General features: G+C 71.6%; 22 protein-coding genes. 8 read left to right on the forward strand and 14 right to left on the reverse strand.

The window, feature by feature from the left end:
• Nucleotides 1-7 precede the first annotated feature (7 nt).
• Both STRNI_RS25550 and STRNI_RS25555 read right to left on the reverse strand, forming a co-directional pair.
• On the reverse strand, nucleotides 8-1,177 hold the full coding sequence (locus STRNI_RS25550) for a glycosyltransferase (protein WP_277412084.1): 1,170 nt from the start codon (nucleotides 1,175-1,177) through the stop codon (nucleotides 8-10).
• Nucleotides 1,177-4,023, reverse strand: coding sequence for a bifunctional glycosyltransferase/CDP-glycerol:glycerophosphate glycerophosphotransferase (locus STRNI_RS25555; protein ID WP_277413322.1), 2,847 nt, complete (start codon nucleotides 4,021-4,023; stop codon nucleotides 1,177-1,179). Before STRNI_RS25555 ends, STRNI_RS25550 begins: the two co-directional genes overlap by 1 nt.
• Nucleotides 4,024-4,683: 660 nt before the next feature.
• On the opposite strand from STRNI_RS25555, the gene STRNI_RS25560 reads away from it, so the two are divergent.
• Nucleotides 4,684-5,571 (forward strand): Bax inhibitor-1/YccA family protein, encoded by an 888-nt coding sequence (locus STRNI_RS25560; protein WP_018093121.1) that lies wholly within the window; start codon nucleotides 4,684-4,686, stop codon nucleotides 5,569-5,571.
• Between the two features lie 142 nt (nucleotides 5,572-5,713).
• On the opposite strand, the gene STRNI_RS25565 is transcribed toward STRNI_RS25560, so the two are convergent.
• Complete coding sequence (locus tag STRNI_RS25565; RefSeq protein WP_018093122.1) at nucleotides 5,714-5,941, reverse strand: DUF4287 domain-containing protein; 228 nt, start codon at nucleotides 5,939-5,941, stop codon at nucleotides 5,714-5,716.
• A 98-nt stretch (nucleotides 5,942-6,039) separates the two neighbouring features.
• Here STRNI_RS25565 and STRNI_RS25570 point away from each other — a divergent pair, with 98 nt between their 5' ends.
• On the forward strand, nucleotides 6,040-6,399 hold the full coding sequence (locus STRNI_RS25570) for a hypothetical protein (RefSeq protein WP_274736086.1): 360 nt from the start codon (nucleotides 6,040-6,042) through the stop codon (nucleotides 6,397-6,399).
• Between the two features lie 25 nt (nucleotides 6,400-6,424).
• On the opposite strand, the gene STRNI_RS25575 is transcribed toward STRNI_RS25570, so the two are convergent.
• The 3 genes from STRNI_RS25575 to STRNI_RS25585 form a co-directional block, all read right to left on the reverse strand.
• The gene (locus STRNI_RS25575; protein WP_277412085.1) at nucleotides 6,425-7,372 is read right to left on the reverse strand and encodes a hypothetical protein; all 948 of its coding nucleotides are present in this window, start codon (nucleotides 7,370-7,372) and stop codon (nucleotides 6,425-6,427) included.
• Nucleotides 7,373-8,078: 706 nt separating this feature from the next.
• The gene (locus tag STRNI_RS25580; RefSeq protein WP_018093125.1) at nucleotides 8,079-9,299 is read right to left on the reverse strand and encodes an acetyl-CoA C-acetyltransferase; all 1,221 of its coding nucleotides are present in this window, start codon (nucleotides 9,297-9,299) and stop codon (nucleotides 8,079-8,081) included.
• Between the two features lie 204 nt (nucleotides 9,300-9,503).
• On the reverse strand, nucleotides 9,504-10,517 hold the full coding sequence (locus STRNI_RS25585) for an SGNH/GDSL hydrolase family protein (protein WP_109890219.1): 1,014 nt from the start codon (nucleotides 10,515-10,517) through the stop codon (nucleotides 9,504-9,506).
• Nucleotides 10,518-10,714: 197 nt separating this feature from the next.
• Between STRNI_RS25585 and STRNI_RS25590 the strand changes: the two genes are divergently transcribed.
• On the forward strand, nucleotides 10,715-12,103 hold the full coding sequence (locus tag STRNI_RS25590) for a cystathionine beta-synthase (protein WP_026170264.1): 1,389 nt from the start codon (nucleotides 10,715-10,717) through the stop codon (nucleotides 12,101-12,103).
• Nucleotides 12,104-12,459: 356 nt separating this feature from the next.
• Here the strand turns inward: STRNI_RS25590 and STRNI_RS25595 are convergent, their stop codons facing one another.
• From STRNI_RS25595 to STRNI_RS25610, 4 genes are all read right to left on the reverse strand, one after another.
• A complete protein-coding gene (locus STRNI_RS25595) occupies nucleotides 12,460-12,873 on the reverse strand; it encodes a hypothetical protein (RefSeq protein ID WP_277412086.1) in 414 nt (137 codons plus the stop codon).
• A gap of 42 nt (nucleotides 12,874-12,915) precedes the next feature.
• Nucleotides 12,916-14,328, reverse strand: a complete 1,413-nt coding sequence (locus tag STRNI_RS25600; protein ID WP_159488054.1) for a purine-cytosine permease family protein — start codon at nucleotides 14,326-14,328, stop codon at nucleotides 12,916-12,918.
• A gap of 109 nt (nucleotides 14,329-14,437) precedes the next feature.
• The gene (locus STRNI_RS25605) at nucleotides 14,438-14,995 is read right to left on the reverse strand and encodes a cysteine dioxygenase (RefSeq protein ID WP_093643816.1); all 558 of its coding nucleotides are present in this window, start codon (nucleotides 14,993-14,995) and stop codon (nucleotides 14,438-14,440) included.
• A complete protein-coding gene (locus STRNI_RS25610) occupies nucleotides 14,992-15,909 on the reverse strand; it encodes an amidohydrolase family protein (protein WP_277412087.1) in 918 nt (305 codons plus the stop codon). Before STRNI_RS25610 ends, STRNI_RS25605 begins: the two co-directional genes overlap by 4 nt.
• 228 nt (nucleotides 15,910-16,137) lie before the next feature.
• On the opposite strand from STRNI_RS25610, the gene STRNI_RS25615 reads away from it, so the two are divergent.
• Both STRNI_RS25615 and STRNI_RS25620 read left to right on the forward strand, forming a co-directional pair.
• Entirely contained in the window at nucleotides 16,138-17,181 is a 1,044-nt protein-coding gene (locus STRNI_RS25615; protein ID WP_018093132.1) for a LacI family DNA-binding transcriptional regulator, read from the forward strand.
• 157 nt (nucleotides 17,182-17,338) lie between these two features.
• Nucleotides 17,339-18,382 (forward strand): sigma-70 family RNA polymerase sigma factor, encoded by a 1,044-nt coding sequence (locus STRNI_RS25620; RefSeq protein ID WP_277412088.1) that lies wholly within the window; start codon nucleotides 17,339-17,341, stop codon nucleotides 18,380-18,382.
• Here STRNI_RS25620 and STRNI_RS25625 read toward each other — a convergent pair.
• Genes STRNI_RS25625 through STRNI_RS25640 form a run of 4 tightly spaced genes read right to left on the reverse strand, consistent with a single transcriptional unit; the run spans nucleotide 18,360 to nucleotide 21,955 of the window.
• Nucleotides 18,360-19,286: an ABC transporter substrate-binding protein gene (locus STRNI_RS25625; protein WP_148592585.1), complete on the reverse strand. Its 927-nt coding sequence runs from the start codon at nucleotides 19,284-19,286 to the stop codon at nucleotides 18,360-18,362. The two genes, STRNI_RS25620 and STRNI_RS25625, sit on opposite strands and share 23 nt — an antisense overlap.
• Before the next feature lie 47 nt (nucleotides 19,287-19,333).
• Entirely contained in the window at nucleotides 19,334-20,005 is a 672-nt protein-coding gene (locus tag STRNI_RS25630; RefSeq protein ID WP_018093135.1) for an ABC transporter permease, read from the reverse strand.
• Nucleotides 20,006-20,012: 7 nt separating this feature from the next.
• Complete coding sequence (locus STRNI_RS25635) at nucleotides 20,013-20,687, reverse strand: ABC transporter permease (protein WP_277412089.1); 675 nt, start codon at nucleotides 20,685-20,687, stop codon at nucleotides 20,013-20,015.
• Entirely contained in the window at nucleotides 20,684-21,955 is a 1,272-nt protein-coding gene (locus STRNI_RS25640) for an ABC transporter ATP-binding protein (RefSeq protein WP_277412090.1), read from the reverse strand. Before STRNI_RS25640 ends, STRNI_RS25635 begins: the two co-directional genes overlap by 4 nt.
• Before the next feature lie 184 nt (nucleotides 21,956-22,139).
• Here STRNI_RS25640 and STRNI_RS25645 point away from each other — a divergent pair, with 184 nt between their 5' ends.
• The 3 genes from STRNI_RS25645 to STRNI_RS25655 all read left to right on the forward strand — a co-directional run bounded on the left by STRNI_RS25645 (nucleotide 22,140) and on the right by STRNI_RS25655 (nucleotide 25,701).
• Complete coding sequence (locus tag STRNI_RS25645; RefSeq protein ID WP_277412091.1) at nucleotides 22,140-23,624, forward strand: aromatic amino acid ammonia-lyase; 1,485 nt, start codon at nucleotides 22,140-22,142, stop codon at nucleotides 23,622-23,624.
• Nucleotides 23,625-23,828: 204 nt separating this feature from the next.
• Nucleotides 23,829-24,839, forward strand: coding sequence for a MurR/RpiR family transcriptional regulator (locus STRNI_RS25650; protein WP_277412092.1), 1,011 nt, complete (start codon nucleotides 23,829-23,831; stop codon nucleotides 24,837-24,839).
• 238 nt (nucleotides 24,840-25,077) lie between these two features.
• Nucleotides 25,078-25,701 (forward strand): hypothetical protein, encoded by a 624-nt coding sequence (locus STRNI_RS25655; RefSeq protein ID WP_277412093.1) that lies wholly within the window; start codon nucleotides 25,078-25,080, stop codon nucleotides 25,699-25,701.
• Nucleotides 25,702-25,743: the final 42 nt, after the last annotated feature.

Consider the following 25,743-nt stretch of genomic DNA (forward strand, 5'->3'; position numbering starts at 1 on the left):
TGCCGGCTCAGCGCTCCACGAGCGCGAACAAGCTCTCCCAGCGGCCGACAATCTCCTCCGTGGAGAACCGCTGGATGTTCTCCCGGGCCGCTTCGCCCATCGTGTCCCGGAGCTCCTTGTCGGACATCAGGGCGTCGAGATGCCGGGCGAATTCGGTGATATTGCCCGGCGGGGCGAGGAATCCGTCCACGCCGTCGGTGATGATCTCGTGGACGCCCGGCGCCACATCGAACGCCACACACGGCACAGCGGTCGCCATCGCCTCCATGGGCGCCAGCGGGAAGCCCTCACCGCGCGAACTGAGCGCGAATACCGCGCTCTCCCGCAGCGCGCCGGGCACATCAGAGGTCCGGCCCATCCACGCGACCGTGGCGGCGATGCCCAGCTCGGCGGCCTGCTTGCGCAGCGCCTCCTCTTCCTCGCCGGAGCCGTAGACCCGCAGCGTCCAGTCGGGGTGCCGCGGGGAGACCTTGGCCCAGGCCTCCAACAGCAGGTCCACGCCCTTCTCTTCGTGCAGCCGGCCGATGCTGGCCACGTATGAGCGGGAGCGGTCCGAGGGCACCTCGGGGAAGAAGGGCAGCGGGTTCGGCATGAAGCCGACGTTGTCCATCCGCTGCCGGATCCAGCGGTCCGCGTCCTCCCGGGTGAGCGTCAGCATCCGGTCGACGTCCCGGTAAAACCGCTTGACCCGGGCGAACCGGGAGGACTTGCGGCAGGTGTCGAAGGATTCATGGCTCATACCGATCACCGTCAGACCCGCGGTGTCGGCCAGCGCGACCCACTCCATGGCCCATACCTGAGTGACGATCACCACACCGCCCGGCTTCGCCGCCCGGAACAGTGCGCTCAACTTGGCCGCCTGCTCGCGCATCCCGGCCTCCCGGGCCGCCCGGCGGCGCTGCTCGACGAGGTTGAGCTTGTCCTTGAGGCCGCACACGGGGGCGACGGACGGCGGGTGTTCGGCGTACAGCGTGGTGGTCTTGAACGGCGCGTCGGGGGCCAGCTCCTGGACCCGCCCCTCGGGAGGCGGCACCACGCCGACGAGGTGCACCCGGTGGCCCCGCTCGCTGAACAGCCGCGCCATCTGGTGCGACCAACTGGTGATGCCACCCAGCTCGTTGACGCTGTTGGACACGAAGAAGATGTCCCGCGGCTCGGCTGCGTTCGACTTGGTCATCAACGGCTCCACTGCGCAAAAAACTGATCGACGATGCTCCGGGCGGCGTCGCCCCGGTCGTATTCGCCGAACTTGGCGACGAATTCCTTGCGGCGCTGTGCGTATTCCAGCGTCTGCGACTCGAACGACTTGATCGTCTCGTGGAAATCGTCCTCGTTACGGACCACCGGGCCCGGTGCATGCTCCAGCAGATCGAAGTAGGTGCCGCGGCCCTCGTGCACATACGCGTCGTAGTCGTAGGTGAAGAACACCAGCGGACGGTCGAGCAGCGCATAGTCGAACATCACCGACGAATAGTCGGTGATCAGCCCGTCGGCCAGCTCCAGCAGGGGCGTGACATCGTGGCGCGCCGATACGTCGATGACCCGGCCCTGCACGGTCGGTGGCAGCACCACATGATTGAGGTAGTGCGAACGCACCAGGAGGACATAGCGGTCGCCGAACTGATCGGCGAAACGCTCCACGTCGAAGGGCAATTCGAAGCGCCCGTGCCGGCCGCCCGCCTTGCGGAACGTCGGTGCGTAAAGCAGTACGGTCCGGTCCTCGGGAATGCCCAACTCCGCGGCAAGCGGCCCGCGTTCACGCACTCCGCGCTCGGCCTCCCGCTGCCGGGCGCGCACCAGCGCGTCATTGCGCGGGTAGCCCACCCGCAGCAGCGTCTTCTCCTGGAGCCGGAAAGCCTTGGCCAGAGTGCGCACATCGTGCTCGGAGCGGACCAGGAAACGGTCGAAGCGGTCCAGCGAACGCTGCTGTTCCGCCTGCTGCTGCCGGGTCTGCGCCTTCAGCGCCGGCTGGTCGAAGCCCATGTTCTTCAGCGCCGAGCCGTGCCAGGTCTGGAGGTAGGTGGTCTCCGGGCGCTTGGTGAGCTTGAGCGGGTAGCTCTGGTTGTCCACCCAGAACTCCGCCTGCGCCAGCGCCTTGAGGTAGGGCAGCGACCAGCGCCGTACGAGGGTGACGTCCTTCGGGAAGTCCTTCGGGGACCCGGAGTACGACCAGATCGCCTCGAAGTCCAGGCCCTGCCGGCGCATCTCCTCGTAGAGGGCGCGGGGACTGTCGCTGTACTGCTTGCCCAGGTGGCTTTCGAAGACCACCGTGCGCTTCTTGACCGGCAGCCGGCAGAACACCTCGTGGTAGGCGCGGAGTTTGTTGTCGCCGGAGGTGACCTTCTTGCGCAGCGCCTTCGCCTTGCGGTAGCCGGTCTTGGCCAGCGTCCCCGGCTTGCCGCGCACTCCGCGGGTGATCAGCTCCTGTACGCGCTCGGCGCTGTGGCCCTCGCTGACCAGGCGGAACGCCAGATGACCCTTGGCCGAGACATGCGGTTCGAGGTGGTCGGCGACCATCCGCGTCAGCCGCGGCCGCACCGGCAGCGGCTCGGACAGCCCGGTGTCGGCGACGGTGAGCCGGGTCGTGGTGCGCACCCCGTCCACATCCAGGCGCAGCCGTACGTCCCAGATGGTGTCGACGATGCCCAGCGGGCGCAGCTTCGCGGTGAGGTCCGCGGCGGCCTCCCAGTGGAGGCTGTCGCCGTCGTGGCGCAGCTCGTGCACCGGGAAGCGGAAGGACTGCAGACTGCGCCGGCGGGCACTGAACTCCAGCTCGCCCTTGAGGCGGGCGCCGGGCGGGACGACGCCGAGCGGATTGGTGATCCGGCCGGCCAGCGAGACCGTCCTGCCGGACGAGCGGAAGCCGGTGAGCTGATTGCGCAGGAACAGCTGGTTGACCGGCTTCTCGTGGTAGCCGATGTCGGTCACGTCCAGCAGCTCGCGCCCGAACGGATCGTCGAAATGGCCGTCGCACCAGTAGATCCGGCCGTCGTGCTCGGTGAGCGGTGAGGAGACCTTGTCGCGGTTGATGAGGGTGTCGACCGCCGGGATCAGGTTGTCCCAGTCACCCTGCTGGAGCAGGTAGGCGCAGATGGCCTGTATCGGCTGGACCCGGTCGTACGCCTCGGGGGCGATGCTTTCGAGATATTCCCGGGAGAGTTCGGAGAACTCCTGGCGATAGGAATCGTCGCGGAACGGCAGGTCCCGCAGATGCAGCACCAGATCGTGCTTGAGGAATTTCACGTCCTTGGCGAGCTTCAGCTCGTCCAGCCCGCGCTCCGCCAGCAATGCGTCGATGCGGCGGTGGATCTCCAGCCGGTGCGTATAGTTGGTCATTTCGTGGCGCCGGTTCGTCACCGACTTCACGGCGGCCCGTTCATATACGTGCCAGAAATAGACCTGATTGGGGATCAGGGTGATGCGCTCCGCCGCGAGATAGGCATCGGCGATAAACATCAGGTCCTCGTAGAACATCCCCTTGGGGAATCGGAGATTGTTCTCGATGAGGAAATCGCGGCGATAGCACTTGTTGGTGGACAGGGTGTCCCAGACGAACAGGTCCGGCAATTCCGTGACGGATTCCAGAGTGCGGGTCGTGGAATACAGCCAGGAGTACCACTCGTCGCGCTTCTGATTGCGGGTGTCCTTGTGCAGCCGGACGCACAGACCGGAAACGATATCCGATCCGGATTCCTCGGCGGCTTCCAGCATATTGCGGCACGCATTGATTTCCAGGACGTCGTCGCTGTCCAGGAACATGACGTAGCGGCCCTCGGTGTGCTGGATGCCGACGTTCCGCGGCTCGCCTCCCGCACCGCTGTTCTCCGGCAGCTGGAAGGCTCTGACCCGCCCGGGGTGGTCGGCCGCGAGCCGCTGCGCCACTTCGAAAGAACGGTCGGTGCTGCAGTCGTCGACGATCACCACCTCGACGTCCCGGAGCGTTTGATCCAGCACGGACTGGACCGCGGTCGGCAACCGGTCGGCGTCGTTGTAGACGATGACGACTACTGAGACGTCAGGCACAGGCACCTCAACCCTCTTTCGCTGCTGTTTCCCGCCAGAATAGCCCTATCTGTACCCTCGGATTACAACCGATCGCGCCCATAGCACTACGGACGGTGAGCCACGGGAGCATCGAGATGGGGCACTCCGGGGTTCGGATCTTGACCATGCGTCAGCCCTGCAGATCCACCCACCAGGGCAAGCTCCGGCCGGCAGGGAAGACGGACCCTCCCGCGAATCGGTTGCCTGCCGCGTCCGGTGACGTCCGTTGCGATCAGACATTTATCGGATTCCGTCCGGGCGGCAGCGGGAAGGAGCCCCGGGCGGAGCAGAAGGAAAATCCCGGTTCGAGTACGACGCCACCGCACGTCGACCACGGACGACGACAACGGACGATGACAAGAGGGCGGCAAGAAGGCGGCAAGACGGCGCCAAGAGATCGAATACCCAAAATGCCCGGGACCGGGCGGCGGGACGGTGTGGCAACGGAACGGCGGGTCGGCGGCGCAACGCGGTCCCGTCCCCGCTCCGGGCACGTCTCCGGCGTCCCGTACGTCCTCCTCATGGCGGATGTGCCGTCCCGGGTTCAGGGAAAGATCCTGCTCAAGAACTAGCGACGCGCCTTTGCCAAGCCATTACGCTTGCCGTCAAGGCCGCGCAGGGCGGCCATGGAGGAGTGAGATGAGGAGCAGCAACCCGGTCTTCTCGCGACGGGGGTTCAGCCGCGACACCGGCTACGCGGGCTTCAACGCGCCGCCGCAGGCCGGGGGCCCCGCCGCGAACCCGTACGCCGGAGCGAACCCTTACGCGCAGGGCGGCAACCCCTACGCGCAGGACGCGACCAACCCGTACGCCCAGGGCCAGCAGGACGTCACCCAGGCACCGCCGCAGTACACGCCGCAGACCCGCCCGATGACGATGGACGATGTCGTCGCGCGTACGGGCATGACGCTGGGCACGGTCATCGCGGGTGCCACCGTCGGCTGGCTGTTCCTGACCCAGAGCCTCGGCTTCGCCATCGGGGCCGGTCTGGTCGCGATGGTGCTGGCGCTGGTCCAGTCCTTCAAGCGGAAGCCGTCGCCCGCGCTGATCCTGGCGTACGCGGCGCTCGAGGGCCTCTTCCTCGGCGCGCTGAGCGGCTTCATCAACGACCTGCCGAAGATGAACGGCGCCCCCATGCAGGCGGTGCTGGGCACGATGGCGGTGTTCGTCGCCATGCTGGTCGCCTACAAGACGCGGATCGTGCGGGTCACCGCCCGCTTCACCCGCTTCGTGATGATCGCGGCAATGGGCTTCGTCCTGCTGTCGCTGGTCAATGTGCTGTTCATGGTGTTCGGCGGCGGTGAGGGCCTCGGCTTCCGCAGCGGCGGTCTGGGCATCGTCTTCGGCATCGTCGGCGTGGTCCTCGGCGCGCTCTTCCTCGCGCTGGACTTCAAGCAGGTCGAGGACGGCATCGCCTACGGCGCTCCGCGTGAGGAGTCCTGGCTGGCGGCGTTCGGTCTGACGCTGACCCTGGTGTGGATCTACATGGAGATGCTGCGGCTGATCTCGATCCTCCGGGGCGACTGACCCCCGGTGCCGGGCGCCTCGTGCGCCGGGCACCACCGTCGAAGGGCCCGCGGGCGAACTGCCCGCGGGCCCTTCGGCGTGAGTGGTGTCGGATGAGGTGAGTGTTCCGATCCGGACCGGCTACCGAGCCCGGCGCCGTGGATCAGAACTTGCGCGCGGCGCGCCTGAGATCGTATTCGTGGACGATGGCCTTGGCGTGGCCGTAGGCGAGGTTGTGCTCGCCGCGGAGCCAGCTGACTTTCTCATCGAAACGGAAGAGGGCGGGGCCCTCGTCAACGGCGCGCAGCCAGTCGGAGATTTCCCGGCCGGTGCACTGCGGGATACGGGAGAGCATGTTCCGGTGGGTCTCTTCGGAGAAGAGCTGAGACATCGGCGCCTCCGGACGCGGTCGATGCTGGTTCTTCAGCCCACCGTGCCTGAGCGTTCGGGCGTTGGCAACCACCCGGGAGTGGCGCATAGGCTCACGGCGTGCTTGACGTGACCCCCTTGCAGACCGCCGTGGACGCCCTCGCCGACCGCCTCCGCGCGCTGCCCCAGAGTCGGCTCGACCGCGGCGTAGCGGCCGAAGGGCTCGCACTGGCGCGGCAGTTGGCGACCCGGGCGCAGCTGATCGAGCGGCCGGGAGAGCCCCCGTACGAGCTGCCGGACGCCGGGACGTTCGCGGTCGGCGACCAGCTGGCGGTGGCCGGCCATGACCTTGTCGAGGCGCTGCGGGCCGCGGCGGCGCGGATGGCCGACGGGACGGCGGACTCTGACGCGAAAGTGGCCCCCGCCGACGAACTGGCGGAGGCCGTACGAGGCGTTCGGGCGGTGGCGGACCGCTGCTGAAGGTGCCGGGCCCGCCGCGCCGCGGTCAGAGTGAGGCGATGACGCGGTCCGCGAGGATGTAGACGCTCTCCTCGCGGGTCTCGCCCCAGGAGAAGGTCAGCGCGTACGCCCCGGAGATACCGGAGCCGCCCAGCAGGACGGGGGTGCGCCCCGCGTGCAGTGCGCCGGCCACGCGCTCCGCGGTCTCGCGCTGCCCGGGGGTCAGGCAGAGCGTGGTGCCGTCGGCGAAGACATAGACGTCCAGGGTGCCCAGCGGGCCGGGGCGGACGTCCGCGAGCGGGGTGGCGTCCTGCGCCAGTTCCTCCAGGCGCGCCACGGTGCGCTCATGATCACTGATCGCCGGGGACGGGGAGAAGTCCGGGTGCGAGGGGTGGCGCCGGCGCGCGGCGGCCAGCTCGGCGGACTCGGTCTCCTCGACCGGCTCCAACTCCGGCGCGTCCAGGGCTTCCAGCGCCTCCATGGACTCCAGGGACTCCATCGCCTCCAGGGCGTCCGGGCCCAGCAGCGGCTCCAGGCCGCCCAGATCCGCCTGGCGGGGCAGGAACGGCTGGGTGTCGAGCCGGTCGGACTCCGGGCGCTCGGACAGCTCGCGCTGGTCCAGCAGGCCCTCGTCACCGAGGCCGACGAGCCCGCCGAGCAGGGACGGGGCGTCGGCGGCGTCCCGGGCCTCCTGCGCGGCCCAGAAGGCGCGGGCCTCGGCCAGTTCGCGCTCCCGCTCCTCGGCCAGGGCGTCCGCGACGGCGGCGCGTATGTCCGCCAGCGGGGTCTCGGCGGCCGGGACGGTGCGGGCGGCCGGGATGGCCGCGGTGGCCGGGTGCGCGGCGTCGGCCGGGGTGTCCTGACGGGCGGCGAGGAGCTCGGCGTGCAGCTCGGCGATCTGGTGGCGCAGGCCGCGGGCGGTGCGCAGGGCGGCGGCGCCCAGCGCCACGGCGGTGGCCGCGGCCGTCAGCAGGAAGAGGGTGGTGACGCTCATGCCGAATCCTCGCTTCGCTCGGCCCCGCATTCGCGAGGCGCGCCCCCTTCAATGGTTCGCTCGCAGAGCTCGCTCACGCCGAATCCTCGCTTCGCTCGGCCCCGCATGCGCGAGGCGCGCCCCCTTCAATGGTTCGCTCGCTGCGCTCGCTCACGCCGAAACCTCTCTCCGTTCGGTCCCGCATGCGCGAGACGCGCACCTCTCGATTCGATCGGGGCACTCGCTCATGCGTCCTCCCCACGTCGCTCGGCGGCCCTGGTCCCACGGGCCGCGCATCGGTACACGGACTGTCCCCGGCCCGGTCGGACGGGGACCCCCTTGACGCGCTCGCTCGGGATCACGCCTGGTAGCGGCTCGGTCACCGGCGTACTCCCGTTAGCAGATTGTTCTCCGACTTCCTACATCAGGCTGCCGGTGGTCGGCGACCGCACCTCGTGCCGTATGTCCCGAAATGGAGAGGAGTCAGGGGCTCGTGAGTACGGCTGCCCCCGTGCTGACCTGCAAGAACACTGCTCCCCCAGGGCGTTGGTCACAATCCTGGGGGAGATTGGGTCGCGATCTCGTTACCGAGTGGCGCAGGTCACGCCGTGTCGCCGCCCGTGTTCATTCGAGCGCGAAGGGTGTGCGCGGGGCGGAAGTTGGTCCGTTTTGCCGCGCACACCCGTGGGGTGGGGCCGGGAGGCCGGCCCTCACTCCCCGTTGCGGGTCAGCTCAGCCGCTCGATGACCATCGCCATGCCCTGGCCGCCGCCCACGCACATCGTCTCCAGGCCGAACTGCTTGTCGTGCCACTGAAGGGAGTTGATCAGGGTGGTGGTGATACGGGCACCGGTCATGCCGAAGGGGTGGCCAACGGCGATCGCGCCGCCGTTGACGTTCAGCCGGTCCAGGTCGATGCCCAAGTCCCGGTAGGAGGGGATCACCTGGGCGGCGAACGCCTCGTTGATCTCGACCAGGTCGATGTCGGAGACCGAGAGGCCGGCGCGGCGCAGGGCCTGCTTGCTGGCCTCGACCGGGCCGTAGCCCATGATCTCGGGGGAGAGGCCGGAGACGCCGGTGGAGACGATCCGGGCCAGCGGGGTCAGGCCCAGCTCGCGCGCCTTGGTGTCGGACATGATGACCAGCGCCGCGGCACCGTCGTTCAGCGGGCAGCAGTTGCCGGCGGTCACCAGGCCGTCGGGGCGGAAGACCGGCTTGAGGCCGGAGACGCCCTCGACGGTGACCCCGGCGCGCGGGCCGTCGTCCTTGGAGACGACCGTGCCGTCGGGCAGCGTGACCGGGGTGATCTCCCGCTCCCAGAAACCGTCGTTGATCGCCTTCTCGGCGAGGTTCTGGGACCGGACGCCGAACTCGTCCATGTCCTGGCGGGTGACGCCCTTGAGGCGGGCGAGGTTCTCCGCGGTCTGGCCCATGGCGATGTAGGCGTCCGGGATCAGGCCGTCCTCGCGCGGGTCGTGCCAGTCGGCGCCCTCCTGCTCGGCGCGCGCCGCGGTGCGGGCCTCGGCGTCGGCGAAGAGCGGGTTGTGGGTGTCCGGCAGGCCGTCGGAGGAGCCCTTGACGCTGCGCGAGACCGTCTCGACACCGGCCGAGATGAAGACATCGCCCTCACCGGCCTTGATGGCGTGCAGCGCCATTCGGGTCGTCTGGAGCGAGGAGGAACAGTAACGGGTGATGGTGCACCCCGGGAGGTGGTCCATCCCCATCTGGACGGCCACGATGCGGCCGAGGTTGTGGCCCTGCTCGCCGCCGGGGAGGCCGCAGCCGAGCATCAGGTCGTCGATGTCGGTGGGGTCCAGCTCGGGGACCTTGGCGAGCGCGGTTTCGATGATCTTCGCGGTCAGGTCGTCCGGCCGCAGATCCTTCAGCGAGCCCTTGAAGGCGCGGCCGATCGGGGAGCGGGCGGCTGAGACGATCACGGCTTCGGGCATCACACGGCTCCAGGTGCGCGGGAAAAGGGCGGACTGTGAGGGAAGTTACCTGCACGTACTGCTGAGGTCACGGGGTGCGTGCTGTGATGCGGGCCTCTTTTCTAAGCGGGCGCTTATGGGAACGGGGCGGGGCCGCCGGGTATTCCCGTACGGCCCCGCCCGTTCCCGTGCGCGTCGCTCACCGCCGGGCCGCCGCCCGGTCCCTCACGGGGTGACGGACGAGGGATCCGTCGTCTCCGCCGCCGGCAGCTGACGGCGCCTGCGGTGCTTGAGCAGCGCCCAGGGGGCCCGGGAGGCGGTGACCTCCGTACCGCCCTCGGAAGCCGCCTCGGCGGCCGCCTGCTCGACCGGCAGGATGCCCTCGCCCCGGGCGGGCTCCGGACGCTCCTCCTCCGGCCACAGGCCGAGCGAGGCGCACAGCGTCGGCAGCACGGCCATCGCGGCGGTGGCGTAGCCCTCGGCCGAGGGGTGGTAGTTGTCCGGCCCGAACAGCTCCCGTGGACGCGCCTCGAACTCGGGGCCGAGCAGATCGCCGAGGGAGACCGTACGGCCGCCGCTCTCGATCACGCCGATGGTCTGGGCGGCGGCCAGCTGCCGGGAGAGCCGCCGGGCCACCCAGCGCAGCGGCTGGTAGACCGGCTCGACGCTGCCCAGATCAGGGCAGGTGCCGACGACCACCTCGCAGCCTGCCGCGCGCAGTCTGCGCACCGCCTCGGAGAGATGGCGTACGGACTGCGCGGGCGGCATCCGGTGGGTGACGTCGTTGGCGCCGATCATGATGACGCAGACGTCCGGGACCTCGGTGCCCGCCGCCAGCATCAGCTCCACCTGGCGCTCCAGGTCGTCGGACTGCGCACCGGGCAGCGCCACGTTGCGGAAGTCGACGGGCAGCTCGGAGAGCGCGGCGAGGCCGGAGGCGAGCAGGGCGCCCGGTGTCTGGGAGGCGCGGTGCACCCCCTGGCCCGCGGCGGTGGAGTCGCCGAGGAAGCCCAGGCGCAGGGGCGGGCGGTCGGTGCGGTGGCCGAAGGCGGCGCCGTAGCGGCCGTCGGCGCACGGTGGGATGTCGCTGGAGCCGCCGACCGTACGGCGGGCCAGCCGGACCTCGGTCAGCAGCACCCCGACGGTGGCGACGCCGAGCAGCCCGACCCCGCCGCCGCCGAACGCGGCGGCGGTGGCGATCCGCCGGGCCACTCTCGCCCTGGACATCGTCATCGGCATGGGCCGGGCACCTCCCCGTGCAGCGCGGGCGCGCCACGGCCCCGCGGGCCGGACGCGCGCTTGAATCGGCAAGAACTCCTACAACAGGGTGTTGCCCGTTCCTGCACGGAACGCAACGCACCCCTCCTCTAACGGACCCGGGCAATAGGCTGGCCGCACGGGCGCAGGAGAGCGTGCCCCCGACCGCGGAGACCACCGTGCAGTTTTACGATTCGATGATTGAGCTAGTCGGCAACACCCCGCTCGTGCGGCTCAACAACGTCACTCGAGGTATCCAGGCCACCGTCCTGGCGAAGATCGAGTACTTCAACCCGGGCGGGTCGGTCAAGGACCGGATCGCCGTGCGGATGATCGAGGCCGCCGAGCAGTCGGGTGAGCTTCAGCCGGGCGGCACGATTGTCGAGCCCACCTCCGGCAACACCGGTGTGGGCCTGGCGATCGTCGCCCAGAAAAAGGGTTACAAGTGCATCTTCGTCTGCCCGGACAAGGTGTCCACGGACAAGATCAATGTGCTGCGGGCCTACGGTGCCGAGGTGGTGGTCTGCCCGACCGCCGTGGACCCCGAGCACCCGGACTCGTACTACAACGTCTCGGACCGGCTGGTGCGTGAGACGCCCGGTGCCTGGAAGCCCGACCAGTACAGCAACCCGAACAATCCGCGCTCCCACTACGAGACGACCGGTCCCGAGCTGTGGGCGCAGACGGACGGGCGGATCACCCACTTCGTGGCGGGTGTCGGCACCGGCGGCACGATCAGCGGCACCGGCCGCTATTTGAAGGACGCCAGCGACGGCAAGGTCAAGGTCATCGGCGCCGACCCGGAGGGCTCCGTCTACAGCGGCGGCTCCGGGCGCCCGTACCTGATCGAGGGCGTCGGTGAGGACTTCTGGCCGACGGCGTACGACCGTACGGTCGCGGACGAGATCGTGGCGGTCTCGGACAAGGACGCCTTCCAGATGACCCGGCGGCTGGCCAAGGAGGAGGGCCTGCTGGTCGGCGGCTCCTGCGGCATGGCCGTGGTGGGTGCGCTGGAGGTCGCCGCGAAGCTCGGCCCGGACGATGTGGTGGTCGTGCTGCTGCCGGACAGCGGCCGCGGCTATCTGTCCAAGATCTTCAACGATGAGTGGATGGCCGACTACGGCTTCCTGGAGGAGGGCGGCGCCGCCGCCCGGGTCGGCGAGGTGCTGCAGCACAAGGAGGGCGCGCTGCCCTCGCTGGTGCACATGCACCCGGAGGAGACCGTCGGCGAGGCGATCGAGGTGCTGCGCGAGTATGGCGTCTCGCAGATGCCGATCGTCAAGCCGGGCGCCGGGCACCCCGATGTGATGGCCGCCGAGGTCGTCGGCTCGGTCGTCGAGCGCGAGCTGCTGGACGCGCTGTTCACCCAGCGCGCCTCGCTGACCGACCCGCTGGAGAAGCACATGTGCCCGCCGCTGCCGCAGGTCGGCTCGGGCGAGCCGGTCGCCGATCTGATGGCGGTTCTGGAGACGGCGGACGCCGCGATCGTCCTCGTCGAGGGCAAGCCGAAGGGCGTGGTGAGCCGGCAGGACCTGCTGGCCTACCTGGCGCGCGAGGCCGGCAAGTAGCAGTGGTGCCCGGCGGCCGTCCCCCGTGGCGACCGCCGGGTGTCGCGGCCCCGGCCCGTTCCCGTCACGGCGTCAAGTGGCCGTCAGGAAACGGGCGGTCGCCGCAAGGTGTACGTATGCGTCATGTGCCGGCAGCACGGGCTTAACACGCGTCGGGCACATTGGTCGTACGGCGACAAGGACCTCCGGAGCGGCTCCCGGACCTCCACCGTCGCCGCCCGGATGCGACGACCGGCCCTGACCCGGGCGCGCGTCCCTTGCGGGGACCGCCGTCGTCCCGCCCCCGGCTCCGGCCGGGGTGCGGCGGTCCCCGCAACATCTCCCCGCACCCTCCCCGCACCGCTCCCGACGGAGTCTCAGTCCGCCGCGCCGTCGCGGCGGTCCGTACGCGGGCGCAGCGGATTCCACCGGACCGTGCCGTGCGCGGCGTTGACGCCGACGATCCCGGCCCAAGTCACGAGCAGGCCCGGCAGCCCGGTGTGGACCGCCGCGACCGTGGACAGCGGGATGGCCAGCAGCAGCGAGAGGGCGGCGACCCCGAACCGTTCCCAGAACTCCCTGCCGTGGCCCGTGCGGCGGGGCGGCAGGGTGCCGCGCGCCACCTGGATCTGCTGCTCGGCGAGTTGCCGCCGCACCCGCCGTTCGACGTTGGCGTCCAGCTTCTCCAGGAAGGACTCCAGGAGCTCCGACTCGTACTCCGGCCCCAGCTCCTTGCGCGTCTGGAGGGTCGCGTCGAGTTCTTTGCGCAGATCGGGGTCGTGTGTCGCCATGCTGCAAGAGATTACGGACGGCGGGCGGGCCGCGCGCTGGGGCTAACCCCCCAATTGGGCGGGGGAGCGCTCCCCGTCGGGCGTGCCGGGCCCGGCCGTGCGGGCGGTGTCGTTTCGGGCGGCGAACCAGTACAGGACGGCCGGTACGGCGAGTCCGACGAGCCAGGAGATGTCGGCGCCGCCGAGCGGTGCCACCAGCGGGCCGGTGTAGAAGTGCGTGACCAGGAACGGGAGCTGGGCGAGCACACCGAGGACATAGACCGTCAGCGCCCGGACGTTCCAGGCGCCGTAGCGGCCGGCCGGGTCGCTGAGCGCCGGGATGTCGTAACGCTCCTTGGAGATCAGGTAGTAGTCGACGAGGTTGATCGCCGACCAGGGCGTGAAGAAGGTCAGCAGGAAGAGCAGGAAGTCCTTGAAGGACGTCAGGAACGAGTCCTTGCCCAGGAGGGCGACGGCGGTGCCGGCCACCATGATCCCGGCGATGTAGGCCGAGCGGCCGCGGGGCGACAGGGTGCGTTGCCCCCGGAAGCCGCTGACGCTGGTGACCAGCGACATGAAGCCGCCGTAGGTGTTGAGGATGTTGATGGTGAGCTTGCCGAGGGCGATGGCGAAGTAGAGGAACGAGGCGATCAGTCCGGCGCCGCCCAGGCCGACGATGTAGCTGACCTCGTGGCCCACGAACGCGGCCGGCGCCGCGGCGGCCGCCAGCGCGCCGAACGTCATCGACCACTGCGAGCCGAGCACCGAGCCGGACAGAGTCCACCAGAACGTGGCGCGCGCCGAGGTGTGCCGCGGGAGGTAGCGCGAGTAGTCGGCGACGTACGGGCCGAACGCCAGCTGCCAGGAGGCCGAGAGCGAGACGGCGAGCAGGAAGACCGGCAGTGCGAAGTGGTGGTCGGCGAGGAGGGCGCCCAGGTCGGCGCGCTGCACCAGCCGGATGCCGAGGTAGACGAAGGCCAGCGCGCAGACCAGGCCGGCGATCTTGCCGAGGGTGTGGATGAGGCGGTAGCCGACGGCCGCGGCGACGGCGGTGACCGCGGCGAAGAGCACGATCCCCGGCGTCTCGCCGAGGTGGGTCAGCTCGCCGACCGCCTGCCCGGCCAGCACACTGCCGCTGGCGAAGAACCCGATGTACATCACGATGACCAGCGCCAGCGGGACCACCGCACCGCGCACCCCGAACTGGGCCCGGGAGGTGATCATCTGCGGCAGTCCGAGCCGCGGCCCCTGCGCGGAGTGCAGTGCCATCACCGCCCCGCCCAGGAGGTTGCCGAGCAGCAGCCCGATCAGCGACCAGAAGGCGTTCGCCCCGAAGACGACGGCCAGGGCGCCGGTGATGACGGCGGTGATCTGGAGGTTGGCGCCCAGCCAGAGGGTGAACTGGCTGACCGCGCTGCCGTGCCGTTCGTCGTCGGGGACGACGTCGATCGAGCGCTGTTCGACCACACCTGCCATGAGTCCGCCTCGGGTCGCGCCTGTATGGATTCATGCAGGATCGATGGCGGTGAATGGAAGGTCAATAGGTGGGATCGATTACCGCGGTTAATTACTGGTAACGGCCGGCTCAGGCGGCCGTCGTCGTGTCCATCGGCCGCAGCTCGTCCGCGTACGAGACCGAGACCCGCCGCATCAGCCCGTCCTCGGTGATGTCGTACTGGCCCAGGCGCCACAGCGGCGGCGAGTAGGCGTGCACCGACACCGCGTCGTCGGTCGCGCCGGTGAGCCGGTGGATGTGGTCCGGCCCGAAGCAGAACGAGGAGCCCGCGCCGACCGCGGTGGCCAGGTGCTCGCCGCCGATCCGGGGATTGGACTCGGTCAGGACGCCCTGGACGACGCGCACCGCCCCCGAGGAGAGGTCGTGGTCGTGCCAGCCGGTGTCGTTCTGCCGGGTCCAGCACAGCAGCCAGACGTCGACGAACTCGTCGCGGTACAGCGAGGCGTAGTGCCGCTCGGTGTCGGAGAACGCGACCTGCTCGCGCCACAGGTCAGGGCGCGCGGCGAGCTGGTCGACCAGGGCCTGCAGCTCGCGCTTGCCGAGGTTGCGCTCGGGCAGTGCGGTGAACGGCTGCTCGCCGTCGGGGACCTCACGGGCGGTGTCGGCCTGGGAGGCGGTGTCCGTCATGGGCGGGCTCCTTTCGTCGGGCCCAGCAGGCGGGCCGGGTTGGCATGGCGCAGGGCGTGGACGGCGGCGTCCGCGCCGAGGTCGGGGAGGACGGGGGCGGCATACGGGCGGTCGCTGCCGCTGACGATCACATCGATGCCGACGGCCCGTACGAGGGCGTCCACCGCACGGGTTCCGTAGGAGGACGTCTCGTAGAAGGCGCGGCAGTCCACCCGGCCGCGGTCCCGGCCGCCGCCGCGGGCGACCAGCCGCTCACCGTGCAGCGGCGCCAGGCCGGCCAGCGCCGCGAAGCAGACCCGCAGGTCCGGGTGGCGCGGCCGGCCGAAGGCGCGGAAGGCGAACCAGGAGGCGTGCAGCTGCTGGACGTACGGGACCAGGGCCGGCCACCAGGCGGGCGCGGCGGATTCGGCGGCCGGGGCCGCGCCGGGGTGGACGAACAGCGGTTTGCCCTGCTCGGCGGCGACCTCCAGCAGCGGTGCGCAGCGGGCCCAGCCCGCGGCGTCGAGCAGGGCGGTGGCCGGGAGCTGGAGGCCCACGCAGCCGCGCGCCAGCTCGCGCCGCAGCGCCGCGGTGTCCGGCTCGGGGGCGGAGAGGCAGGCCGAGGCCCAGACGCCGAAGGGTGCGGGCAGGTCCAGCGCGCCGTCGTGGAACGCGGTGAGCAGGGGGCCGGCCTCCGCGGGCGGCAGATATTCGATGCCGAGCGGGCTGGAGAGCGACACCAGGGCGAGGTCCAGGCCGTCGGCGCGGGCGAGCCGGGCGCGGGCCGCGATGTCGTGGTCGGCGGGGTCGACGGCGTACGGCGGCTCACCGGGCAGGTGCAGCGTCCAGCCGTCGAGCCGGGGCGGCGCGGTGCGGGACCGCAGCAGGGCGAGGAACTCGGGCGGCCAGAGGTGCTGGTGGACGTCGGTGGGCACGGGCCTCCCTCCGGGGCGGCGCGGTCGGACGGACGGGGTACACGGGAGGTTCCGCCGTCCTGAAACGTTTCACTTAACCGATTAACTGATACGTTTAAGTGAAACGGTTAACAGCAGCCGCTGTCAAGGCCGCAGCCGATCCGCCGGGCCGTGGTCGCCCCCGGGACGTCGCATCGTGGAGTCGTATCGCGGCCGGGTGCGGCGCCCTCCTTGGGTAGGCTTCCGGACATGGCCAGGCCCAATAAGCGCACCACCCTCCGCGAGGTGGCCGAGGCCACCGGACTCTCCACCGCCGCCGTCTCCTACGCGCTGCGCGGCAAGCATGTCTCCAAGGAGACCGAGGAGCGGGTGCGCAAGGCGGCCGCCGAGCTCGGCTACGAGGCCGACCCGATCGCCCGGGCGCTCGCCAGCGGCCGTACGAGCACGGTCGGTGTGCTCGCCGGCGACCTGCAGGACCTGTGGCAGCAGCAGCTGATGGCGGCCATAGGGCGCGAGCTGCTGGCCGGTGACCGCTATGCGCTGATCCTCGACGCGGGCGGCGACCCGGAACGCGAACTGACCCTCGCCAAACAGCTCCGTGACCAGCGGGTGGACGGCCTGCTGGTGTCGCCCGTCGATCCGTCGGCCGAGGGCTGGTCGAAGATCGCCGACGCCGTGCCGGTGGTCTCCATCGGCGACGCGCTGAGCCGGGCCCGTACGGCGGGCGAGGTGCTCTTCGACAACCGGGCGGGCATCGACGCCGTCCTCGACTACCTCCGCGGGCTGGGCCACCGCCGGGTCACCGTGCTGACGCCCACCGGCCCCTCCACCCCCGACCGCCCCGCCGACGTCTATGTCCGCGAGGCCGCCGACCGTCTCGGGATCGAGGTCGAAGTCCTGCCCTGCCCCCAGGAGTTGGACGCGGCGACCGCGATGGCCCGCCGGGTCCTGGCCAACAGCCCGGACGGCCGCCGGCCGGCCGGTGCGCTCGCCCCGCCCACCGCCGTCTTCTGCTTCTCCGACTCCATCGCCTACGGTGTCTACGCGGCCGCCGCCGAGGCCTCCCTCACCGTCGGCCGCGACCTCTCCGTCGTCGGCTTCGACGACCACCCCGTCTCCCGGGTCCTCACCCCGCCCCTGACCACCGTCGACTGGGGCCTGACCGAGATCGCCAAGGAAGCCGCCCGCCTCGCGGTCGCCGCCATCGAGGGCCGCCGGGTCCGCCGCAAACGCATCCTGTGCGCCCCGCGCCTCTCGGAGCGCGGGTCGGCGGTGGAACTCCGGCGGGAGTGACGCCGCGGGGCGAGTCCCGGAAGGCCGCCGCGCCCGCTCTCCGGCTGCACGGCGCAGGGCCGGGGAGCAGACTGGTGCCGGGCGCTCCGGTACGGTCGGGCGTGTGTACCGGTCGGCCGACGGGCGGATGGGCAGGTCCTCGATGAAACGGTCCTCGATGAGCGAAGCCACGGCGCAAAGCGGATCCGCGACGGCGGACGGTGCCGGGCCGGGCGCGTCGCAAGGGGAGCCGGCGGACCGGCTGGAGGAGCACCGTACGGAGCTGACCGGCTACTGCTACCGGATGCTGGGATCGGCGTTCGAGGCCGAGGACGCCGTGCAGGAGACCATGGTGCGGGCCTGGCGGAGCTACGACCGGTTCGAGGGCCGCTCCTCGCTGCGGTCCTGGCTCTACCGGATCGCCACGAATGTCTGCCTGGATCTGCTCAAGGGCAGCCAGCGCCGGGCCCGGCCGATGGATCTCGCCTCCCCGTCGAGCGTGGACAGCCCGATCGGCACGGGGCTGCCCGAGACGACCTGGATCGGGCCCGTGCCGGACCAGCGGGTGCTGGCGTCGGCGGGGGACCCGGCGGAGACCGCCGTCGCCCGGGAGTCGGTCCGGCTCGCCTTCATTTCCGCGCTGCAGCGGCTGGCGCCCCGGCAGCGGGCGGTGCTGATCCTGCGGGAGGTGCTCAGCTGGTCGGCGAGCGAGGTCGCCGAACTGCTGGGCAGCTCGGTCGCCTCGGTCAACAGCGCGCTGCAGCGGGCCCGTGCCACCCTCGCCGCGTCCGGTGACACCACCACCGCCGACGCCTCGCCGCAGCCCCTGGACGACGCCCAGCAGGCGCTGCTCCGGCGCTATGTCGACGCCTTCGAACGGTTCGACATGGACGCGCTCACGGCCGTGCTGCACGAGGACTCCACGCTGTCCATGCCGCCGTACGCGCTGTGGCTGCGCGGCCGCGCCGACATCCTGAAGTGGCTGCTGGGGCCGGGCTGCGGCTGCGAGGGGTCGCATCTGGTGCCGGTCAGGGCGAACGGCCGGGCGGCGTTCGGGCAGTACCGCGCGGACGGCACGCCCTGGGCGATCCAGGTCATCGAGGCGGCGGACGGCCGGGTCACCGCACTGCAGTGCTTCCTGGACACCGAGCGGCTGTTCCCGCTCTTCGGACTGCCGCTCCGCTACGACGGCCCCGGGGTCAGCCCAGCTTCTGCTTCTTGAGCCAGGCCTCGGCCACCCGGTCCGGGTCGCGCTTCTCCTTGTCGACGAGGCGGTTGAGCTCGGTGAGCTGTGGGGTGGTGAGGGTGTTGCCGAGGCGGGCGAGGGCCTTGCGGACCTTGGAGTCGGCCTTGCGGGAGGCGATCAGCGGGACGATGTGCTGGGCGGGGATCAGGTTCTTGGGGTCGCCGAGCAGGACCCAGCCGTTCTCCGCGGTGTCGACATCGGTGGTGAAGACATTGGCGATATCGATGTCGCCCTTCTTCAGCGCGCCCTTGACCAGCGGACCGGACGAGTCCAGCGCCTTGAACTCCTTGAACTCCACGCCGTACTGCTCCTTGAGGCCGACGACGCCGACGACCCGCTTCTTCATCTCGGCGGCGGCGCCGAACACCAGCTTGCCGTTGACCTTGCGCAGATCGGCGAGCGTCTTCAGCCCGTAGCGGTCGGCGGTCTCCCGGGTCACCGCGAAGCTGTCGCGGTCCTCGGCGGCGGCGTACGGGAGGACTTCCAGGCCGTTCGGCAACACGGTGGCCAGCGCGTTCTGCATCGCGCCCGCTTCGGTCTCGGTGGCCTTCTTGTCGAGGTAGAGCAGCAGACTGCCCTGGTACTCGGGGAGCAGATCGATATCGCCGGAGCGCAGTGCGGGGACCACGATCTCGCGGGAGCCGAGGTTGGGCTTGACGGTGGTCTTGACCCCGGCGGCGTTCAGCACGCCCGCGTAGAGGTAGCCGAGGATCTGGTTCTCGGTGAAGTTGGCGGTGCCGATGGTCAGTCCGCCGCTGCTGCTGCCGCTGTCGCCCCCGACGCCGTCCCCCTTGAGGGAGGTGATGCCGGAGGAACAGGCGGCCAGCAGCGGGGCCGAGGCGCCGGCGAGGAGCGTGGTCAGGACGGTACGACGGTTCATGGGCGGGACTCCTCGGGACGTACGGAGGGGACGGGGGCGGCGGACGCTCAGCGGGCGGTGGCCGGACGGCCGCGGAACAGCAGCCGCGTCAGACCGCCCAGCGCCAGGTCGGCGACGACGGCGAGCACGGCGACCAGGGCCGCACCGCCGAGGACCTGCACCAGGTCGCGCTGCGCCAGGCCGTCGAAGACATAGCGGCCCAGCCCGCCGAAGCTGACATAGGCGGCGATGGTGGCGGTGGCGACGACCTGCACGGTCGCCAGCCGTACGCCCGTCATGATCAGCGGGAGCGCGAGCGGGAGTTCGACCTGCCAGAGGACCTGGCGGCCGCGCAGCCCCACGCCCTTGGCGGCGTCCTTGACCTCGGGGTCGACGGCGGCCATGCCCGCGTACGTATTGGTGATGATCACGGGCACGGCGAGCGCGACCAGGGACACATACACCGGCCAGACGCTCAGCCCGCCCGCCAGGAACACCAGGGTGACCAGGCCGACGGTGGGCAGTGCCCGGCCGAAGGAGGAGAGGTTGACGGCGAGGAAGGCGCCGCGGCCGGTGTGCCCGATGAGCAGGCCGACCGGCAGCGCGATCACGGCCGCGGCGAGGGTGGCGAGCACCGAGTACTCCAGGTGCTCCAGGATGCGGGCGGCGATGCCCTCGGGGCCGGACCACTGGGCCGGACTGGTCAGCCAGGAGGCGAGGTTCTTCAGGAGTTCGAGCATCGGCGCGTCACGCTGCCTTCCGCCACAGAGAGGTGCGCTGCCGGGAGGTGCCGCGCCGCCAGGGGGTGCACAGCCACTGGACGGTCACCAGCAGCGCGTCGGCGACCAGGGCGAGCAGCAGGGTCAGGGCCACCCCGGAGATGACCGGGGTCGGGTAGTTGCGCTGGAAGCCGTCGGTGAAGAGCTGGCCGAGGCCGCCGTAGCCGATGTAACTGGCCACGCTGACCAGGGAGATCGACATGACGGTGGCGACCCGTACGCCCGCCATGATCACCGGGAGGGCGAGCGGCAGCTCGACGGTGAGCAGAGTGCGCAGCGGCCCGGTCCCCATCGCCGTCGACGCCTCACGGACCTTGACCGGGACCGCGTCAAGGCCCTCGACGGTGTTCCGTACGAGGACGACCAGGGTGTACGCGGTCAGACCGACGATCGCGGTGGTGCGGGTCAGCCCGGTGACCGGCAGCAGCAGGACGAAGAAGGCCAGGGAGGGGATGGTGTAGAGGATGTTGGACGCGCCGAGCACGAAGCCGCGCAGCGGCCGTACACGGTGCGCGAGGACCGCCAGCGGCAGCGCGATCAGCAGGCCGAGGAGGACCGCGGGGACGGCGGTGGCGAGATGGTCCGCGGTGAGCTCGGCCATCTCGTCGGCGTGGTCGGGGAACCAGCCCCACTCGATGGTCATGCGGAGGGCTCCGGGGCGGACGGCTCCGGGGCGGAGGCGGTCTTGAGGGACGCGGGGTCGTCGGCGTCCTTGGCGGTTCTGCCGTCCTTGCCGTTCTTGCCGTCCTCGGCGTCCTTGGCGACGGGCGGCTCGGGGGCGGGCTCCGGGGCGCGCTCCGTGGTGGTTGCCGCCCGGCCCGCCTCCGCGTGGCTGCGGCCTGCCCGGTCGTGGATGGCGTCGCGGGAGGTGAGGCCGGTCAGCACACCGTCGGCGGTGACCCGGGCGACCGCGGCGGCCGGGGAGGAGACGGCCTCGTTGAGTGCGGAGAGGAGCGAGTCGGTGTCGCGCAGCGGGCGGACGGCCTCCAGAGGCGCCTCGCCGGCCTTGCCGCCGGCGGGCAGCGCATCGGTGTCCAGCCAGCCCAGCGGTTCGCCGCGCGGGGAGGTCACCAGGCGCCAGCGGTCGCCGTCGCGGGATATCGCGCCGACCGGCTCGTCCGCGCGTATCTCCCGGCCGGGCGCGTAGGGGACATCCGCGAGGGTGGTGAGCGAGAGCAGCTTCAGCCCGCGCTCGGCGCCCAGGAAGTCGGCGACGAAGTCATCGGCCGGACGGGCCAGCAGCTCGGCGGGCGGCGCGCACTGGACGAGCCGGCCGCCGGTGCGGAAGACCGCGATCCGGTCGCCCAGCCGGACCGCCTCGTCGATGTCGTGGGTGACGAAGACGACCGTCTTGCGCAGCTCTTCCTGGAGCCGCAGCAGTTCGTTCTGCAGCTGGGTGCGGACGACCGGGTCGACCGCGCCGAACGGCTCGTCCATCAGCAGGACCGGCGGATCGGCGGCGAGCGCACGGGCGACGCCGACGCGCTGCTGCTGGCCGCCGGAGAGCTGGTGCGGATAGCGCTTGCCGGCGTCGGCGGGCAGGCCGACCAGTTCCAGCAGCTCGGCTGCGCGGGCGCGGGCCTTGCGCCGGCCCCAGCCCAGCAGCAGCGGGACCGTCGCGATGTTGTCCAGGATCGTACGGTGAGGGAAGAGACCGGACTGCTGGATGACATAGCCGATGCCGCGGCGCAGCTCGGCGGCGTCCGCCTCCAGAATGTCGCGGCCGCCGACGCTGATCGTGCCGGATGTCGGCTCGACCATGCGGTTGACCATCCGCAGGGTGGTCGTCTTCCCGCATCCCGACGAGCCGACGAGGACGGTGACCCCGCCCTCAGGGAGATCCAGGGACAGGTCGTCCACGGCGGTGGTGCCATTCGGGTATCGCTTGCTGACTGCGTCGAACTTGATCATCCGCTGCCCCTTGCCCGGCCTGCATAGTGTCATGCAGAGTCTTAGGCGCGTGAATAGAAGTCAATAGGCGGAAGGGAATCGACTGTTACCCCGCCTGTACTTCGGCTCACCGTACGGAACGAGGTGTCGGACTTCCGTCCACAAAGCGCGTTATAAGAGGGAGTTGAGCCCCTTGGTTTCTCACATGCTGGACAACGGCCGACGAGCCGGCCGGCCCATCACACTCGACGGCAGCGCTTTGCACCCCACCGATATCGCCGCCCTCGCCGAGCGCACCGCGTACCCCGCGGCGCCCGACCCCAAGGCCTTCGCCCGCGCCGAGGAATCCTGGGAAACCGCCCGCCGCCTCGCCGCCACCGGCCGGGTCTACGGGCGCAGCACCGGCGTCGGCGCCAACCGCACGGAGGACGTCGGGGCCGCCGACGCCGACCACGGGCTGCGGCTGCTGCGCAGCCACGCCGGCGCGATCGGCGACCCGCTGCCCGCCCGCGAGGTCCGGGCCATGCTCGCCGTACGCGCCAACCAGCTGCTGGCCGGCGGCGCGGGCCTGAACCCCGCCGTCATCACCTCCCTCCTCGACGCCCTGGACGTCGGCGCCCACCCCGTCGTCAACGAACACGGCGCCGTCGGCACCGGCGACCTGGCCGCGCTCGCCCAGACCGGTCTCGCGCTGGCCGGTGAACACCCCTGGCACTGCGCGCCCGGCGGCCGGGCCCCCGCCCCCATCGCCCTCGACAACAATGACGCCCTCGCCCTGATCAGCAGCAACGCCCTCACCCTCGGCCAGTCCGCGCTCGCCCTCGACGAACTGCGCCGGCTGCTGGCCGCCTCGCTCCCGGTCGCCGCGCTCTCCCTCCTCGCGGTCGGCGGCTCCTGGGAACCCTTCGCCGAGCCGGTCCTGCTCGCCCGCCCGCACCCCGGCTCCGCGGCCGCCGCCACCCGGCTGCGCACCCTCTCCGGCATCCCGCCCCGCCCCACCCCGCCGCTCGGCCGCATCCAGGACCCGTACGGTTTCCGCTGCATCCCGCAGATACACGGCCCCGCGCTGGACGCCGCCGACACCCTGGACGGGGTGCTGACCGTCGAGGTGAACGCCGCCGCCGAGAACCCGCTGATCAGCATCGAGGACCAGGCCGCCTACCACCACGGCAACTTCTACGCCGCACATGCCGCGCTCGCCCTGGACACCTTCCGGCTGGCCGTCCTGCAGACCGCCCGGCTGTCCACCGCCCGTCTCGCCGCGCTCTCCGAGCCCGACTTCACCCGGCTGCGGCCGTTCCTGGGCGACGCGGCGCCCGCCAGCTCCGGCGTGATGATCCTCGAATACGCGGCCGGCGCGGCGCTCGGCGAGATGCGCGCGGTCTCCCACCCGGCCTCGCTCGGCCACGCCGTCCTCTCCCGCGGCGTCGAGGAACAGGCCAGCTTCGCCTCCCTCGGCGCCCGCCAGACCCTGCGCGCCTGCACCTACTACCGCCAGATCCTCGCCTGCGAACTGGTCGCCGCGGTAAGGGCCCTGCGCATGCGCTCCCTGGAACCCGACCCCGGCCTCTCCCTCGCCACCGCCTTCACCCTCGCCGCCGACGCCCTCGACCCGCGAATGGAGGACCGCCCGCTGACCGATGACGTGGCGGTGGCCTCGGGGTTGCTGGATGGGATGGCGGGGTTGTGAGGGGTATTGGGGGCGGGGCGGGCGGGCTGGCGGGTGCGCTCTCGTACGGCAGCCGGGTGGCCCGGTGACAGGGGCGGGCGCCGGTGGCCGGGGCGATGCCGTACGGCCGGATCGCGTGCGTACCCGGGACCGGAGCGGGCCAGGAATTCCGTACAGTCGGTCGACACAGGACAAGGCCCCCGACCGGGCCGGGAAGAAGAGGCGATGAGCGGGGACGGGGACAACGGCGGCGGCATCGGCAGTGGCATCGGCGGCGCGGCCGGCGACGGGCCGCGGGACAGGGCCGGTATGACGCAGGGCGCGCGGGCCACCGGGGGGCCGGACACCGGGGCGGACGCCGGGGCGCGTGACGGGGCGGGCTCCGGCGTGGACGCCGGTGCGGACACCGGCACCGCCGCCCGGCTGCAGAAGCTCTTCGAGGGCCACCGGCTGACGCCCACCCAGCGCCGGATCGCCCACTGCATGGTGCGCCGGGCCGCCGACGCGCCCTTCCTCTCCAGCGTCGAACTGGCCGAACTCGCCGGTGTCAGCCAGCCGTCCGTCACCCGCTTCGCCGTAGCCCTCGGCTTCGACGGCTACCCGGCGCTCCGCCGCCATCTGCGCGAGGTCGCCCCCACGGAGAAGCCCGGCGACACCGGCTCCTACAACGAGTACCAGCAGGCCGTGCAGGCGGAGATCGACAACCTCCGCCATCTCGCCGCCGCCCTCGCCGACCCTTCGCCGGTCATCGAGGCCGGCCGCCTCTTCGCCGCCTCCCGCCCGCTCCCCGTCCTCGGCCTGCGCGCGGCCACCGCCCAGGCCGCCGGCTTCAGCTACTTCGCCCGCAAGGTCCACCCCGACGTCCGTCTGCTGGATGAGGGCGGCACCATGCTCACCGACCGCATCGACGCCGCCGTACGCGCCGGGGCGAGCGCCCTCCTGTGCTTCGCCCTGCCGCGCCACCCCCGCGAGGTCGTCGACGCGCTGGAGTACGCCCGCACGGCCGGTCTGACCGTCGTCACCGTCGCCGACAGCGCCTTCGCCCCCGTCGCCCACCACACCGACCTGCTCCTCCCGGCCGCCGTCGGCACCGGCCTGGCCTTCGACACGGCCTGTGCCCCCATGCTCCTGGGCCGCGTCCTCCTGGAAGCGATGTGCGACGCCCTCCCGGACGCCCAGGCCCGCCTGGAGGAATTCGACGCGCGGGCGGCGGCGCGGGGGCTGTTCGTGGAGTGAGCGGGCGGGGCGGGCCTCACCCGTTCCGGTGGCGCCCCCGGCGGGTCACGGCGCTCTCCCGGCCCCCCGGACCACCGCCGCCACCCGGCGGCCGACGTTCGCTCCCCTCCCCGCTCCCCTCCCCGCGCCCTCTCCGCACCGTCTCAGGGAATCCTCATCCGGGCTGGTTACGATCCGCCGCCTGCACAGGTGTGCCGGACAGGTAGGGCGTAGCGGTCTCGGGGCGAGGAGGTCTGTCGTGGGGCGTGGGGCGTATGCGCTGGCGCGGGTGGCGGTGGTGGTGCGGGCACCGGCCGGCTGGTTGTGGTGGCCGGGGCTGCTGGCCGCGGGGATCGGGGCGCTGGTGCCGGGGCTGACCGGGCGGACGGCCGGGCTGGCGGCCGGGGCGGCGCTGTTCGTGGGCGCGGCGCTCGTGGTGTTCACGGCGCGGCGCGGACGGTACGCGGCGCTGGCGCGCGGTGCGTCGCGCGCCGGGAAGGCCGTCATCCTGCAGGACCGGTCCGTCACCCTCCGGATCTGGCGGCGGGCGCACCGTTGGTGGCTGCTGCTCGCCTTCCTGGCGGCGGTCGCCTCGTCGGGTGTAGCGCCCGCGGCCGGTGGGCTGCTGATGGCCGGCGCCGCGCTCGGACTGTGGGGCAAGGCATGGTGGCTGGGCCGCTGGGAGCGGGAGCACGAGGCGCTGCTGTGGCTGCGTACGGAGTCCGCCCGACGCGGCGGCGCGGCGGGCAAGGAGGTCCGCGGCTATGTGCTGACCGGAACGGCTGCCGGGGACGCGCGGCCTGGTGGGGCACGGGCCGGGAACGCACGGTCAGGTGGTGCGCGCGCAGGGACACGGGCCGGGGGGCCGCGGGCCGGCCGCTGAGGAGCGGCGGGCGGGGGCCCGGCCGGCGCGGGCCCGACCGGC

Origin of the sequence: Streptomyces nigrescens (assembly GCF_027626975.1) — a bacterium.
In the GTDB taxonomy this organism is placed as follows: domain Bacteria; phylum Actinomycetota; class Actinomycetes; order Streptomycetales; family Streptomycetaceae; genus Streptomyces; species Streptomyces nigrescens.